This window comes from Pseudomonas sp. PA15(2017), assembly GCF_001945395.1.
Classification (GTDB): Bacteria; Pseudomonadota; Gammaproteobacteria; order Pseudomonadales; family Pseudomonadaceae; genus Aquipseudomonas.
The window spans coordinates 118,450-132,335 of the sequence record NZ_MSXV01000010.1; the positions used below are offsets into that span (position 1 = coordinate 118,450).

Genomic DNA, 13,886 nt, shown 5'->3' on the forward strand with positions numbered 1-13,886 from the left:
TTGCTCAAGGTGACACGGTGCTCATTCGCTATTTACTTATAAATCATGGGCTTATAGCGGCTAATTGAGATGGCATGCATGTAGCTACAGCTCCTGCTCCCTACACAGGAGAATCTCATGTCCGCTAATCTCGCTCTTCGCCACGCCACCTCTCTGCCCGTAAGCCGCACACCCAGCGCCATTCGCCAGTTGACCCAGGCCCAGGTGCAGAAGCTTCGTGCCTTCGTGCACAAGCGCGTGATGAACCCCGACGATGCCGATGACATCCTGCAGTGCACGTTCTTCGAAGCGTTGCGCAACGAGCACAAGTTTCAACACGCCAGCAAACCGGAGACCTGGCTGTGCGGCATCGCCCTGAACCTGATCCGCAATCATTTCCGGCGCACCTACAACCAGCCTTATCAGGAGAGCCTCGACGACCAGACCAATGTGGCGCACGAGCAGCACATCGACATTGGTCAGTGCGTTGACGGAAGCCGGCAGTTGCAGCGCACGGTGGAAGCCATCCAGACATTGCCCGCAGCCATGCGCCAGGTGATCCATGTCAGCCTGGTGATGGATGGCAATTATCAGGAAACGGCGCAGAGCCTTGGCGTACCGATTGGCACCGTGCGCTCGCGGCTGTCGAGGGCGCGGGAGCAGTTGCGTCGCTCGATCGATCCGTTTGCCTGAAGCCATGGCCTGACGACATGTATCTAAGCATCAGAGATGCATGCCGTCAGGCAGTTGGGTTTTATTTGGCGGATTGCTGGCTGAGTTGATAACAGCACAACCTCAAAGGTATCTAGGGCTCGGCCTAGTCGTTCGGGGCCTTGCCTAATCAGATCTTGTCAGCGACCTTGCGCACCTTCTCCGGCGCAGCTTCGGTGTTGGAAAGTTGATTGGTGTAAGCACCGATGAACATCTGTACCGGGTTCAATTTACCTTTCTTGAGCCCGTCCACGGCTCCCACGATGGCGTCCTTGAAGGTATTGGCATATCCACTCAAACCTCCTTTGAGTGCCCCCAGGAAGCCATCCTCATCCTTGGAGTCGCCAACACCCTTAAGGGTGTTGCTGAGGATGGGAATAAACCACAACTTTTGTGCCGCAGAGCTCACGAATCCCTTGAAGCCGCTCTTGTTGGTGCCATCTTCATACACATAGGGATCTTTTGTCTTATCGAGGCGGTGATCGTCCTTCAGGGCACCGTAACCTTTTTCGGTAAAGTCCTTCCAATTGCCTGCGGGAGTACCATGGCGGGCGTCACCGTCCTTGGTAATCCCGTAAAGATCGCCTTTGCCGCTGACCTTCTCTCTGGAGTCACCGCCGGCAGTCTTCGAGGTGTCGATCCAGTTCAAAACCTTGGCTGCATTGTAGGCCGCGTCGGCTCTTGCCTTAGGATCCTTGTTGTTCTCGGTCCAGTCGCCCAGCTGCTTGTACGCCCCCTCGTGATTAATGTCCTTCTGGTTGCCGAGATTTTTCAGAATGGGGTTGGCATTGATGATTTCCTCGGCACTTCGTGTATCACCGGCAGGTCGACCTGTGGCTGCCGTTGGCTTGCTCTTGATCTCCTTCTCCGTCTCTTTGATGGAAGCATCAGGGTTCTTGACCTGCAGAGCCGCGACATCGCCGGTTTTTCCACCCGTGGCTGGTCTCTCGCTACCGGTAGTGGCGGTAGGCATCAACGCGGTTGGCTGTCCCGCGCCTAGCATTTGCGCAGAACCATTGTGCAGCTTGGACGTGACCTGTTCCGTGGCCTGTTGAACCAACAGTTTTGCAAGTGTTTTAGCCACTGTGCTTAGTGCCTGGTCAAGAAGGCTTTGCTTGGAGCCACCGTGGCTGTTGTGACACCGCTGTTGGTCAAGACCGTTACGTGGGCCGGCGCTGGGGCTGCCAAATGACAGTGGTTTGTTGAGCGGGCCAAAGTTTACGCTGGCATTGCCCGTGTCTGGCTTGTTTTTACCTGGGGACTTCGCAGCCCCCTCTCGTGCAGGTAAGCCATTAGCTGCGTTACCCGGGTTGTTAAAAGTGGGTTGCTGTCTGTGTGACGGTGCTTTGATCATCATCGCTCTCCGCATTTTCTTTGCATGGGGATTGGTATTTGGTCGAGTGGCTGCTCGACGAATGGGGTCAAGTAGTTGTGTGGTAAGCCCGGGGGATCGGTTCCTTGGGCTGCCTTGGCCATCGTTTAGCCAGATGGGCTGTCGACGTTGTGGAGGGCGATTGGCGTGCCGGCGAGTAACTGCAATTTCAGCCTGCTGGCAACGCCGTATTCGAGATCGTGTCAGTCGCTCCTTCGCATGAGGCGTTCGACGTGATCGTTAGGCTGTCTGGCCGAAATCAGTCATGGCGCTCAAGTGAGCCAGACTGGTAGCGGGGTTGGCTTCAACGGCCCGGAATCAATTCTCCTGTGTTGCCGGCCGAGGCGATGTTTCTGCACATCGTGGCTCAGGACGATGGGTGGTCGGATAGCGGCATTCTGTTCCCGATCATCCGTGCCGATTCACTAGGAACCTGGCGCTGCCGGGAGCACACGGCAGCGGCGTGTGTGTGGGCACATTGGCTCTGGGCGTTCTTGCGGATGGAGCGAGACTGACAGGCATGACCCGTGCGCCTTTACGGCATTGGGCTTGTTTAGGGAGATATGTTTGCCGCTGAGCTGGCTGGAGGCTCTTGATCAGTGGGGTCATTGCTCGGGTAGAGGCCTGAGTACAATCGCCTTCTCGTCAATGGTGGGACAAGCATACTGATCGTTCTTCTACCACCCTCACGCTAGCAGGGCAGCTCCTGCGCCAGGGCTTGGAGCTGCCTGGCACCAGTTTCAATGTGACCACTCGGAGCCGCTTGCCTGAATTCAATCACCGAGCCGAGAGATATGTCCTCATGCATCAGGTCTTTCACCGGTAACCCTCGTTGTCAGAATCAGCGCGTCGCTTAGGCGGACGTTTACACCACTGGGCGTGTCCGGTCCGCCTGCGAGCACTCAAGAGTGCAGCGAAGGTCACGTAGTTGTCTTGCTACGGCCTTTGCCCTTTACACCAGGATTCGAGGTCATTTCGATGTCCGGCTGGTCTTGCGGCTTTTCACTCAGGTTCTTTTCAAGTTTCATCTGCGCGGCAACCAGCGATTGAGGTAATGCTCGTAGTACGCCAGTGGCCGCTGTATGGATTGAGGTGGCCACATCCGCTGCATTACCAGCCAGCCCCAGGTCGGCATCCTGCAGACCCTGACGATCCTTGCGTGATTGTTCGTTGGGATCGGTGATGTTTTTCCACGGCAGCATCTGACGGTCGGTACCTTTGACTCCACTGGCTGTCGCTGCGGCTTTGGCCGTGGCCCCGACGTTGGGCAGGAACGAGGAGAGGATGGCCGGGGACGCGATGAGGTCGACGAACATTCTGCCGATTTTTTGTTGAACGCTGTCATCGTCCAACAGATCCCTCACTGAACCGAGACCGACGTTGGAAATGTACTCACCCTGGATGGCACCGAACACCTTGCCAATCGTGTCACCGGCACTGTCACCTTTCCAGAACTGTATGTCCTGCAAGACTTTGTTACCCAACTGGCTCATGGTTTGTGCTTGGGTATTACCCAGCGTGTGAGTAGGGATCTTGTCTGGGCCCCAGGTGTTCCGATATTTGGCAAGTGGCTGGATGCCCCCCGCCGTCAAGCCCGCCAAGCCTGAGGTCGTCGCGCGCGCGATCAGACTATCGGAAATCAAGTCAGTGAATTCCACCAGTGCGGTTTTCACGAAGTTGGCCCCACCGAACGACTCAAAATACTCATGGTCACCAGTCAGCGTGCCAAAATAATGGTTGCGCTGTTCCCGCTTGAAGCCGGCACGATCCTTTTCGACCAAGGATTGTTCGTGATCGAGTGCCTCGTCGTCACGCACTACCTTACGTCCATCCACTGAAATAACTCGCGGGGCATCCGGTAATACCTCAGTGGGGTCTACTTTGACCACTGCGCTGGTGAACAGTCGATCCACGCCGTTCTGCACCAGCGCACGCGGGCCATCGCTCACCACCTTGTGCGCTATACCGAGGTTGAGCCCTGCGAGTGAACCTTGCGCAGCAGGGTGTATTTTGCCGTCCATGGCCATGTTGGCCGCATTGCGGGCCAGGCCGAAGTGCAGAAACGAAGCGACCCCCTGAGGGATCCCCCCACCCATGAATACTTGTGTCTGCTTCACCTTGTCGGCCTGATCGGCTTTAAGCTTGGCAACACGCTCGTCCACACGGATATTGTTCATCGCCGGTTTGAGCATTTTTTCAAGTGCTTCGACGTCGAGCGCGCCGCTGGCCCCAATAAAGCTCTCCTTGGCGCTCTCCCATCGTGCTACGGTCTTGTCCGCGGTTTCCTGGCCTTCCTGGGTCAGGCCTTCCCGCCCGGCGGCACGCTTGGCCATTTCCACGCGTGTATCGAGAAAGGCGTTGATCGTATCGGGCAAATGGTTGGCGATGTGATGTATTGAGCGTGCAGCATAATCGCGGTACGCCTTGTGGCTGGTCTCGATCTGAGCTTTCTCATGGGGCTGCAGCGTATTTGAGTTCAGTGCCTCTTTGTACAGCAGGTGGTAGGCGACCAACTGATCGCCAAGGCGCTTGGTGTGATTGTTCAATACCGCCTCGAATGCTTGAGGACTGAAATCGCCGCGCGAGTCGGCATGTATGTGCAGGTCTTGCTTCAGTGCAGCTGCTTCCTCCGTACCGTCGATCCAGGGATGAGGCGCACGTCCCAAGGATTGCAGATAATTCTGTGCATGTTCGAATAGCATCTTCTTTTCCTTGGCCTCACTGGATCCCAGCAGGCGGCCCTCCATCATCATATGTTGCCGTGCGAACTCCAGCGGGTTCTTTTCCATGTCGATGCTTTTGAGGTTTTTCAGATCGCCCTGCAGTAGGGTTTTCAGACTAGCGCTGAGCTTTTGGGCGCGCCCTTCAACGAGTTCGGAGAACTGAAGAGGATTGATCGGCGGCGAGGAACTGCGGCGTATTTGCAGACCCTGGTTTCGCGAGCTGCTCTCGGCTGGTTGGGGCTCGTCATTCGGGCGCAGGTTCTGTACGGGGCTGCGATGGCTTACTCCGATTTGGGAAGTCATGTGGGATCTCCTCAGCGCTGATCGGCAGTATTGAAGTTACGTTGCGTGGTCGGGGCTAGTTGATTGTTCTGGCCCTGCGCCTGTGCACCCTCATTGCCGAGGAAGTAATTGCTCTGCCACTGTTTGGCCATGTGTGCGAGGTATCCCAGCATGTCCAGCAACTGCTGGGCTCCAAGTACGTCGAGGGGCAAGCTGCAGACCAGTACCACTTGACCCGTCTCAGGGTTGTAAGCCAGCGTTGGAGTGCCTGGCCCGGTGCTCAGATAAAGATTGGTCTCCAGCAGGCGCTGCAACACGGGTTCGCGTTGCTGTTTAGGCAGTGGACCGAAGCCGCAGTAAATCTGAACATCGCCGTACGCCGGATTTTCCTTGTAGAGCAGTGAAAAATTGACATTTTGAACCGAGATATTGGCTACCTCATAAAGCGAAGCCGGGTCGGGGAGCATCGTTAATTCACAGATGGCGTCGATCAGTTGGTGATAGTTCTTTAAAGACATGATCAGTTTCTCTCTTGTTATCCCAGGTACCCGGCGCGCATGCCGGAAGGTTTAGGCTGAGTGGAGGAAACACAGCGAGCGGTTCCGCCGCTCGGGGCAGTGCTAGTGGTGGTCTCTGGGAATGTTGTCCAAAAAGTTGTCTGTCCTGGCCATTGGTGCAAGCAATTCAGGACTTGATACAGCTATGACTTCGTCGGTCATTCCGTGGATGAGCATGGCAGCAGTTCTGTGCTTGTCTCATGTGGGGCAATGGCCGTCAGGGTTGTGTTCTTGATACGCAGAGGCACTCAGCTCTCCCGTTCCCGTTGGCCCCCGACACCCTCGCCCATCTCGATGTCCGCTGGCGCAGGGCGCTCGCGACGTGCGTTGACCTGGCGTGCCACCTGTTCGCCCAGGCTGGCGAGCCCGCTCAGGGTTTTGCTTACCAGCGCCTCGGTCGCCACAACCCCGGCCTGTGGGAGCGCTTGCTGCAGGCCTCGCAGGCGGTGATAGCCATTCTCCACCGTCCGGGCTTTGGTCGCGGGGCGAGTGCCGTGGGGCAGATGCTCGCGATCAGGGTGGCGAATGTTCTCGACGGCGCTGGCAAGCCGCGAGCTGTCATCGAGCCTGGCTTCATCGCGCGACTGCTTGTTGGCATAGAAGGGCGCCAGAAAGCCGACCGCCTGGATACCTGTCATCAGTACCGAACCGGCCTTGGCTGCCGTCGTATCGACGCCGGCCCGGCTAATCGCCTTGCCCATACTGTTGAAGAACATCATCGCTGCCGAGGCGCTATAGACCTTGCTGGTATAGGCCTCGCGGCTGCTGGGCAGGCGGGGATCCGCGCTGCTCAGGCCCTTGTTCCACACCGATGCCAACCGTGCGCCGAGGTTCGCCTCGGGAGGGCGCTCGGGCACGTGGGTGGGCAGGCTGCGACCATCGTGATCGAAGTACTTGTGCTGCTGGCCCAAGGCCTGCAATCCGGACATCGCCGCGCCGCCCATGAACGAGGAAGCCATACCCGCAGCCACGCCGGCGGCGTGCAGGGTCGTGGTCAGCTCCAGCAGCCGGCGTACTACCTGGGCACCGCCTTGGGTGGCGAAGGTAATGCCGTCACCCATGAGCGTGCCGTTGTAATAATCCTGCTGCGCGTTGATGAAGCCTTTTCGCGCCTGGTCCAGCGGCTGGGACGCGGCCTGCAGCTCGGCATCGCTTAACTCTCGATAGCGCCCGCCCTCGGTCGTGGCGCGGCGTGGGCCGGGAATCACTTCCCGCGGGTCGACCTTGCGCAATTCGTGGGCGCCGACGCTGGCGAGCACTTCCCGGGCTGCCGGCTTGATGAAATTGTCCAGTGTCTCGTGTACCGCGCCTACCGCGGCACCGCTCGCGGCGGACTGCCTGGCCAGGTCGAACAACGACAGGCGTGGGTCGATATAGGCCCTGGCCAGTACGAATTGCAGGCACGAGGCCAGGCCTTGTGGAATGGCTGCGGCGATGAATACCCGGGCGCTGGTGAACAGCCCGCGATTCTGCTCGTCGAGCGTTTGCAGGTGCTGTTCCAGATCCATGCGGTAGAGGCTGTCCTGCAGGGCACTGTCGTGTACGGAAGCGAACGCATCCTGAAAGTGCGCCTGCACCTGCCGCCATTGTTCGACCTGCGCACTGGCATGCGCGATTTGCGTGTCACGCTCGGCCTTGTCCGGCATCTTGCGGGCGCGGCGTAGATCCCGTTCAGCGGCATGCAGACTGGCGTCGGCCAATGTCTGGCAGGTCGCCAGGATGCGTCTCTTGATATCTGCCGACCAGCGCTGGGCCAGGGCCTGGAAGGCTTCACGGCCCGCAATCACCTGGCGGCGCTCCTCGGCGTTGAGTGAGCAGTGCTCGAGCACTTCGTTGTACAGCGCGGCCTGCCCATCCAGGTGCGTGGCGATGCGTGGCAGCGCGATGTCCAGCAGCGCCTGCAAGCCTTCGCCGCAGACCGCCTGACCTGCGGGCATGGGTTGGCTGTAGTGCCGATCGATATCGTCGAGCAGGTGCTCAACGCTGTTTCCATAGGGGACGCCGGTGGTGAGTTGACCCGGCTGATCGGCATGCAGCAACGTACTCATGCGCTCGAAATCGAGCTGTGGATCGAGCTGCAGTACGCGGCCTTCCAGAATCATGCGCTGGCGGTTCAACTGCAGCGGATCCTGGGCAATCCGCTGTGCGTCGCGAGCCAGGGGCGTGATTGGCCGAGAGAAGTTCAGCGGCCGCTGGCCCTGAACCAACCGGGCAAACTCGGCGCGCAGCGACCGCAATTCGGGGTGCAGGGTCTCGAACAGCTGAGCCTGGCTGCGGGGTGGCGATTGTTGAGCTTGCAGCCGTTGTTGAACGGTGAGAGGTGGCTGGTTCGAGGGCCTCGCTCGCGCAGGGCGCGCGTCGGGGCACTGGGGCTGCTCCCGTATCGTGGTGTTGAGCGCTGTGGTGGTTGGCGGGCTGGTGTTGGGACGGATGGTTTCCATCACGGCGGCCTCAGGAGCTACGCAGCGCAGAGCGCGTCAAGCCCATCATGGGGCGTTCGCTGGGTGGCCGCTCCGGGTGAGCCTCCAGAAAGCAGTCGCGTCGCCAGGCCCTGGCCAGGCCGGCCAGCTCTGCGAGCAACTCCACCAGTCGTTCTGCACGCAGCCCCGGCAGGGGCAGGTTGACCCCAAGGGTCACGCGACGGCTTTGCGGGTTGAGCGTGAAAACCGGCCCGGCATGGCCGTCGAACAGATGGAAGTTCATCTCCAGCAGCCGTAGAGCCGCTGCTGCCGTCGCCAAGTCCCCGGCAGGCAGGTTCCCCAGGTCGCCGTGCAGCAGTATCCGACCACCACTGGGGGTGTCCTGATGCAACAGGGTGAAATCGATACCGTTGAACTCTATAGCGGTGTGTTCGTAGAGGCTGTGAGGGTTGCTCAGTCGCGTCAAGCTGCAAAAGCTGTCGACCAGGGAACGATAGGCGAGCGTACTCATAAACACCTTCAAGTCAGGGTGAAGATGCGCCATGGGTGGGGCGTCGGAGTCGGCTGGTTCCTTGTTTTTTTGGTGAAAAATTCAATTAAATCAATTGTTAAGGATTTATTTAAAACTTGTGAATGCTTGATGAATTTATCGCCGGGCCACCGCTGATAGCGCACCGATACGTACGCGATCAGCCTGTCAGGCGCGCTGTCGGAAAATCGCCGGGCACTCGGTTGCCATCCTGTTGACCAATACCTAACCTCGCCCATTCGTGCCGGCCATCGCCTGGCATTGGCGTGAAACATCCCACCGGAGGATCAGCATGGCTCACGAACAAATCGTCATCACCACGCCAGACGGCCAATGCCCGGCCCACGTGTTCACGCCCGCTGACGGGCAGGGCGGCCCGGCGGTCGTCTTCTACATGGATGCCGGCGGCATTCGACCTGCCGTACTGGCCATGGCCCAGCGGCTGGCCGATGCCGGCTACGTGGTGCTGCTGCCGGATACCTACTATCGCTACGGCGCATACGGGCCCTTCGATCCCAGGGAAGTATTCAAGGGCGATTTCCGCGCCATTCTCGGCCCGCTGATGGCCACCACCGGCAATGCCAAGGCCGCCGCGGACATCGATGCCTACATCGGCTATCTCGACGGGCGCAGCGATGTGCAGGGGCCGCGCATTGGCGCGGTGGGGTTCTGCATGGGCGGCGGCATGGCCATCGCCTGCGCGGGTGCGCGCCCGGAGCGCTTTGCGGCCGTTGCCAGCTTCCACGGTGGCAACCTGGCCACCGACGCTGCCGACAGCCCCCATCTCGCGGCGTCTGCACTGCAGGCCGAGGTGTATATCGCCGCCGCCGAGAACGACGGCAGCTACCCACCGGAAATGGCCGAGCGCTTCGAGCGGGCGCTACGCGACGCTGGCGTGACCTTCAGCGCGGAAACCTACCCGGCCAAGCATGGCTGGATGAAGCCGGACTTCCCGGTCTATGACGAGCAAGCGGCCGAGCATGGCTGGAAACAGATGCTGGCGTTCTTTGCCCGTGCCCTGAAGCGGGGCTAAATCGCAGGCATAAAAAAGCCGGCTTGTGGCCGGCTTTCGTAAGGCAGGTTGTGCTTACTTTTGATAAGCAGCAGCCGCCTTGGTGATCTCGGCGCGGGCCGCGTCAGCGTTGCCCCAGCCTTCGACCTTGACCCACTTGCCCTTCTCGAGATCCTTGTAGTTCTCGAAGAAGTGCTTGATCTGCTCGATCAGCAGCGGAGGCAGGTCGGTGTATTCCTGAACGTCTTTGTAGATGGTGGTCAGCTTGTCGTGCGGTACGGCGATCAGCTTGGCGTCGCCACCGGCTTCGTCGGTCATGTGCAGGACGCCGACCGGGCGGGCGCGGATCACCGAGCCTGGGGCGACCGGGTACGGGGTCACGACCAGCACGTCGAGGGGGTCGCCGTCGTCGGCCAGGGTGTGCGGGATGAAACCGTAGTTGGCCGGGTAGAACATCGGGGTGGCCATGAAACGGTCGACGAACAGGCAGTCGGTGTCGTGATCGATTTCGTATTTGATCGGCGCGTGGTTGGCCGGGATTTCGATAGCGACGTAGATGTCGTTCGGCAGGTCTTTACCGGCCGGAACCTTGCTGTAGCTCATGGGTGACTCCCTGATGTGCGCCAAAAAAAGTGGCGCGATTATAGGTGGATTCCCGCGTCGTTGCCATTACAGCCATCGGTCGTATCGGCAGCCGCGGGCGTGGCTTGCTGATAGTCCGGGTGTTCGACCTGCAGGCGACGCAAACGTGCCAGTGGGTCTTGCCGATAGAACAGGCGCAATTGTTCGTAGACCGCGGGAAAGGCCTCGTCGAGCAGATCCGGCGCGTTGAAGAAGTATTCGCTGGTCACGGCGAAGAACTCGGCGGGGTTTTCCGCGGCGTAGGGGTCGATGACGGTTTGCGCGTCCTCGTCGGCATCCAGCTCGGCATTGAGGCTGTCGAAGGCCGTTTGCATGGCGCTGGCCCACTGCTTCACGTCCATGTTGCTGTGCAGCGGCGGCAGGCCGTTGGCATCGCCGCCGAGCATGTCCAGTTTGTGGGCCAGCTCGTGGATCACCAGGTTGTAGCCTTCCCAGCCGCCACTGGCCTGCACGCCGGGCCAGGCGAGAATCACCGGCCCCTGCTGCCAGGCTTCGCCGCTGTGTTCGCCCTCCCATTCGTGTTCGATGCCGCCGGAGTCGCGATGCCGCTGCGGGCTGACGAAGTCGTCCGGGTAGAGGACCACCTCGTGGAAGCCCTGGTACCAGTTCAGGTCGGCCAGGCCGAGCAGCGGCAGTTCGGCGAGCGCTGCCAGGGCCAGGCGGTCCTCGACATTTAGCTCGAGGCCGGGCAGGGTGGTCAGGTGCTTGGCGTGCAGAAACAGCACGGCGCGCTCGCGCAACAGCTGTTCTTCTTCTGCACCGAGGCCATCGAGAATCGGCAGGCGCTGGCGCACCGTGGCCCAGCTGTTGGCGCTGACGGGGTGGCGGGAGAGGATGCGACGACGGCGCCAGGCGCTGAAGGACCACATGGAAATGGCTCGGTGGGAAAGTGGCCGTCACCATAACAGTCCGCCCGCCGACCGCAAGCGGGGACGTTACTCGCTATTGATAGGCAGCACTGGGTCGGCCCGGCTACCAGACCGATCAGTGCGCCCCCTCCCTGCGCCAGACTCACGACCGAAGCCTTGGGGAAACGCTGAAAAAGCCGCCGCCGATCATGAATAGATTTAGGCGCAGGCAGGGCGCCATTCAACAGCCTTGAGGCATCTCGCCCCGTGCCAGGCGTGCGTTGATCTCGTCGATCACGGCTGGCAATTCAGCGATGGTGTTGATCATGTAGTGAGGGCGCGAACCTTCAAACATCTGCTCGATACGCTGGCGTTCCTTTGCCAACTTCTCGGGCGGCAGGGCCTTGTATTCTTCATAGGTGAGGCCCAGGGCATTGCCGGAGCAGGTCAGTGCCACTGCCCACATGCCGGCGCTGCGGCCTTCAAGAATGCCGGGCCAGGTGTCGTCGACTTTCACGCAAGCCGCTACATCGTTGATGCTCAGAGCGATGACGTTGGCCAGCGACTGCGCGGGATGAGGGCGCCCGTTTGGCACTTCGTCGGTAGCGACGACATGATCCGGTACATAGCCGTTATCCCGGGCGATATCCACTACCTTGGCCATCACCTGCGCCGGATAGCCGGAGCAGGTGCCGATTTTTAGTCCTCTATCGCGCAATGTGGCAATGGCATCGAGGGCACCGGGGATTAGCGCCGAGTGCAGGCCGATTTTTTCGATCTGCAACGGCATGAAGCGCTCGTAGATCGTGGTGACGTCATCATCGGTCGGCTTGCGGCCGAACTTTTCTCGGTAGCGCTCGGCAATCGCCGGGACGTTGCACAGTGTGCGAATGTGATCCCACTTGCCCATGCCCATCGGGCCGCGAGCTTCATCGATGGACACTTTGACACCAAACTCGGCAAAGGCCTCGACAAATATCTGGGTCGGCGCTAAGGAACCGAAATCGACGACGGTGCCTGCCCAGTCGAGAATGACGGCCTGCAGGTGGGGCGGTTGTTGATAGTTCATGAGTTCACTCCAGTTGATGGCCAGTAGGTCCGTAATATCTAGGGGCGGCGAGTGTTGCCAGCCCTGTGCTTGGCAGCGGTTGGTCACCTAGGTACCGGGACGGCTATTCCAATAGGGAATCATCAGGGCTATCGCCATCAGCGCGGTACCGGTGAAGACCAGGAAAACGCTTTCGGTTTCAAAGTACCCAGGTAGCAAGCCGCCCAGGATCGCGCCGATCGAGCCGCATCCGTTAACGAACCCTGCGGCGGTCCCCGACGTGCCTCGTCCAAAGTCGATAGCGGCCGCTCCGCTGATCATCGAGTCCGGGCCGTAGAGCGTCAGGCCCATCATGAACAATATGACCACGACCAGTATCACGCTGCCGCTCTGCATGGCCGGTACAAACAGGGCCAGGCAAGCGGCCAAAGCCAGCAGGCTGATGATGCATGCTGGGAAACGACGTGCCCCAAACAGCTTGTCTGAAATCACCCCTAGAAGAATCGGGCCAGCCAAACCGGCCAACTCAAAAGCGGTGGGAACAACGGCCGAGGTCACCTTGCCGAGCTCTGGCATGCGCTCGTAAACCATCACCGGCCCCCAGAGGAGAATGGCGTAGCGTGCCGGTTTGAGTAAAAAGTAGGCCAGGCCTAGGATCAAAATGGTGCGATTCTGAAGAATGGCCTTTAGGCAGCTCGCGAAGCTGGCCTGGTGGCCTTGTGGCGTTGCTTCGGCACCCTCTACCGTGGGCAGTCCAACGTCGTCAGGCGTGTTGCGCTGAAAGATAAAAAACAAGATGGTGACGATAAAGACGACCAGGGCACTGGAAAAGAACGCCGCACGCCAGTCGCCATAAACTTGGTATGCCCACCAGCCCGCAAAGGGCGATGCGACCAGGCCGCCAAAGGCATAGCAACTACTCCACAACCCCAGGATGCGACCGCGCTCGGGGGTGGTAAAAAAGCTGCCGATGTTCTTGCAGAGCGCGGACCAGCCAGTGGACTGCGCCAGCCCCTGGATCAGCATGCAACTGATAAAGATTGGCAGGGTGGCGACAGTGCCCATCACCACTGCCGCCAACCCGGATGCCAACAGGCCACCCAGCACCACGACACGCGGTCCAAAACGGTCGGCATAGATGCCCCAGATAAACTGACCGATGGCATAGGCGCCTAGGTAGAGGGCGTCCAGGTTGGCCATGGTGGCCCTTTCCAAGGCGAAAGCAGGGTCATCGACGATACCCAGTTTTGCCACTGAGAACGCCTTGCGCGTGAAGTAAAAGCTGGCATAGGCCAGCCAAGTTATTAGAAAAATCTGTACCCGCCAGCGCTGGGCTGGGGTGCTATGAAGGTGAAACAGGGAAAAGCCCGGATTCTGGCTCACGCGACTGACCTCTTGGTTGAATGTGCCGGCAGTTAGGTAATGTCTGCTTTCGTTGTTGCACTTCGAGCACCTCTTTTGACGGGCGCTTTCCAAGTATTTAGGCCAGGGATCGCGTTTGATGCTTACCGCCCGTTAGGGTCTGTTCCCGTTTCAGCGCGAGCCGCGTTGCAGCGAGAAATGGCCTCCGGTTAGGCGCAGGACGCAGGGAATGGACTAGCCGTCCGCGTTCTCCCTTGCCAAGTCCTGCAACGACAGCGGAGGTCATTTCCCGCGCAACCTAGGCGGCCCCACCCGAAGGGCCGGGCCAGTTTTTGTGCGATGCGGCGTTACTCGATGGCTCATTTGGCCCGCCAAACTTCGCATCTCGTGCCTTGCCTCGC

The 13,886-nt window shown here is 59.8% G+C and carries 11 protein-coding genes; 2 read left to right on the forward strand and 9 right to left on the reverse strand.

The window, feature by feature from the left end; all coding sequences use genetic code 11:
* Positions 1-117: 117 nt before the first annotated feature.
* Positions 118-672 (forward strand): RNA polymerase sigma factor, encoded by a 555-nt coding sequence (locus tag BVH03_RS04495; RefSeq protein WP_075960049.1) that lies wholly within the window; start codon positions 118-120, stop codon positions 670-672.
* A 148-nt stretch (positions 673-820) separates the two neighbouring features.
* Here the strand turns inward: BVH03_RS04495 and BVH03_RS04500 are convergent, their stop codons facing one another.
* From BVH03_RS04500 to BVH03_RS04525, 5 genes are all read right to left on the reverse strand, one after another.
* Entirely contained in the window at positions 821-2,044 is a 1,224-nt protein-coding gene (locus tag BVH03_RS04500; RefSeq protein WP_143485892.1) for a hypothetical protein, read from the reverse strand.
* 938 nt (positions 2,045-2,982) lie between these two features.
* Positions 2,983-5,088 carry a hypothetical protein gene (locus BVH03_RS04510; protein ID WP_075960051.1) on the reverse strand — a complete coding sequence of 702 codons (2,106 nt, stop codon included), beginning with the start codon at positions 5,086-5,088 and terminating at the stop codon, positions 2,983-2,985.
* A gap of 11 nt (positions 5,089-5,099) precedes the next feature.
* Positions 5,100-5,585: a CesT family type III secretion system chaperone gene (locus tag BVH03_RS04515; RefSeq protein WP_075960052.1), complete on the reverse strand. Its 486-nt coding sequence runs from the start codon at positions 5,583-5,585 to the stop codon at positions 5,100-5,102.
* 287 nt (positions 5,586-5,872) lie between these two features.
* Positions 5,873-8,065 (reverse strand): hypothetical protein, encoded by a 2,193-nt coding sequence (locus tag BVH03_RS04520; protein WP_075960053.1) that lies wholly within the window; start codon positions 8,063-8,065, stop codon positions 5,873-5,875.
* A 10-nt stretch (positions 8,066-8,075) separates the two neighbouring features.
* A complete protein-coding gene (locus tag BVH03_RS04525; protein WP_075960054.1) occupies positions 8,076-8,555 on the reverse strand; it encodes a CesT family type III secretion system chaperone in 480 nt (159 codons plus the stop codon).
* Positions 8,556-8,865: 310 nt separating this feature from the next.
* On the opposite strand from BVH03_RS04525, the gene BVH03_RS04530 reads away from it, so the two are divergent.
* Complete coding sequence (locus tag BVH03_RS04530; RefSeq protein ID WP_075960055.1) at positions 8,866-9,606, forward strand: dienelactone hydrolase family protein; 741 nt, start codon at positions 8,866-8,868, stop codon at positions 9,604-9,606.
* A gap of 54 nt (positions 9,607-9,660) precedes the next feature.
* Here BVH03_RS04530 and ppa read toward each other — a convergent pair whose 3' ends face one another.
* The 4 genes from ppa to BVH03_RS04550 all read right to left on the reverse strand — a co-directional run bounded on the left by ppa (position 9,661) and on the right by BVH03_RS04550 (position 13,506).
* Complete coding sequence (ppa, locus tag BVH03_RS04535; RefSeq protein WP_070887203.1) at positions 9,661-10,188, reverse strand: inorganic diphosphatase; 528 nt, start codon at positions 10,186-10,188, stop codon at positions 9,661-9,663.
* A 38-nt stretch (positions 10,189-10,226) separates the two neighbouring features.
* Positions 10,227-11,096 (reverse strand): zinc-dependent peptidase, encoded by an 870-nt coding sequence (locus BVH03_RS04540; protein ID WP_075960056.1) that lies wholly within the window; start codon positions 11,094-11,096, stop codon positions 10,227-10,229.
* Positions 11,097-11,316: 220 nt separating this feature from the next.
* Positions 11,317-12,144 carry a phosphonoacetaldehyde hydrolase gene (gene phnX, locus BVH03_RS04545; protein WP_075960057.1) on the reverse strand — a complete coding sequence of 276 codons (828 nt, stop codon included), beginning with the start codon at positions 12,142-12,144 and terminating at the stop codon, positions 11,317-11,319.
* A gap of 87 nt (positions 12,145-12,231) precedes the next feature.
* On the reverse strand, positions 12,232-13,506 hold the full coding sequence (locus BVH03_RS04550; RefSeq protein ID WP_371915339.1) for an MFS transporter: 1,275 nt from the start codon (positions 13,504-13,506) through the stop codon (positions 12,232-12,234).
* Positions 13,507-13,886 lie beyond the last annotated feature (380 nt).

What these genes read in the sequence shown, in the direction of transcription:
- ppa (WP_070887203.1), bottom strand. Translation starts at nt 10,188, where the DNA reads ATGAGCTACAGCAAGGTTCCGGCCGGTAAAGACCTGCCGAACGACATC.
- phnX (WP_075960057.1), bottom strand. Translation starts at nt 12,144, where the DNA reads ATGAACTATCAACAACCGCCCCACCTGCAGGCCGTCATTCTCGACTGG.
- BVH03_RS04495 (WP_075960049.1), top strand. Translation starts at nt 118, where the DNA reads ATGTCCGCTAATCTCGCTCTTCGCCACGCCACCTCTCTGCCCGTAAGC.
- BVH03_RS04510 (WP_075960051.1), bottom strand. Translation starts at nt 5,088, where the DNA reads ATGACTTCCCAAATCGGAGTAAGCCATCGCAGCCCCGTACAGAACCTG.
- BVH03_RS04500 (WP_143485892.1), bottom strand. Translation starts at nt 2,044, where the DNA reads ATGATCAAAGCACCGTCACACAGACAGCAACCCACTTTTAACAACCCG.
- BVH03_RS04540 (WP_075960056.1), bottom strand. Translation starts at nt 11,096, where the DNA reads ATGTGGTCCTTCAGCGCCTGGCGCCGTCGTCGCATCCTCTCCCGCCAC.
- BVH03_RS04530 (WP_075960055.1), top strand. Translation starts at nt 8,866, where the DNA reads ATGGCTCACGAACAAATCGTCATCACCACGCCAGACGGCCAATGCCCG.
- BVH03_RS04525 (WP_075960054.1), bottom strand. Translation starts at nt 8,555, where the DNA reads ATGAGTACGCTCGCCTATCGTTCCCTGGTCGACAGCTTTTGCAGCTTG.
- BVH03_RS04520 (WP_075960053.1), bottom strand. Translation starts at nt 8,065, where the DNA reads ATGGAAACCATCCGTCCCAACACCAGCCCGCCAACCACCACAGCGCTC.
- BVH03_RS04515 (WP_075960052.1), bottom strand. Translation starts at nt 5,585, where the DNA reads ATGTCTTTAAAGAACTATCACCAACTGATCGACGCCATCTGTGAATTA.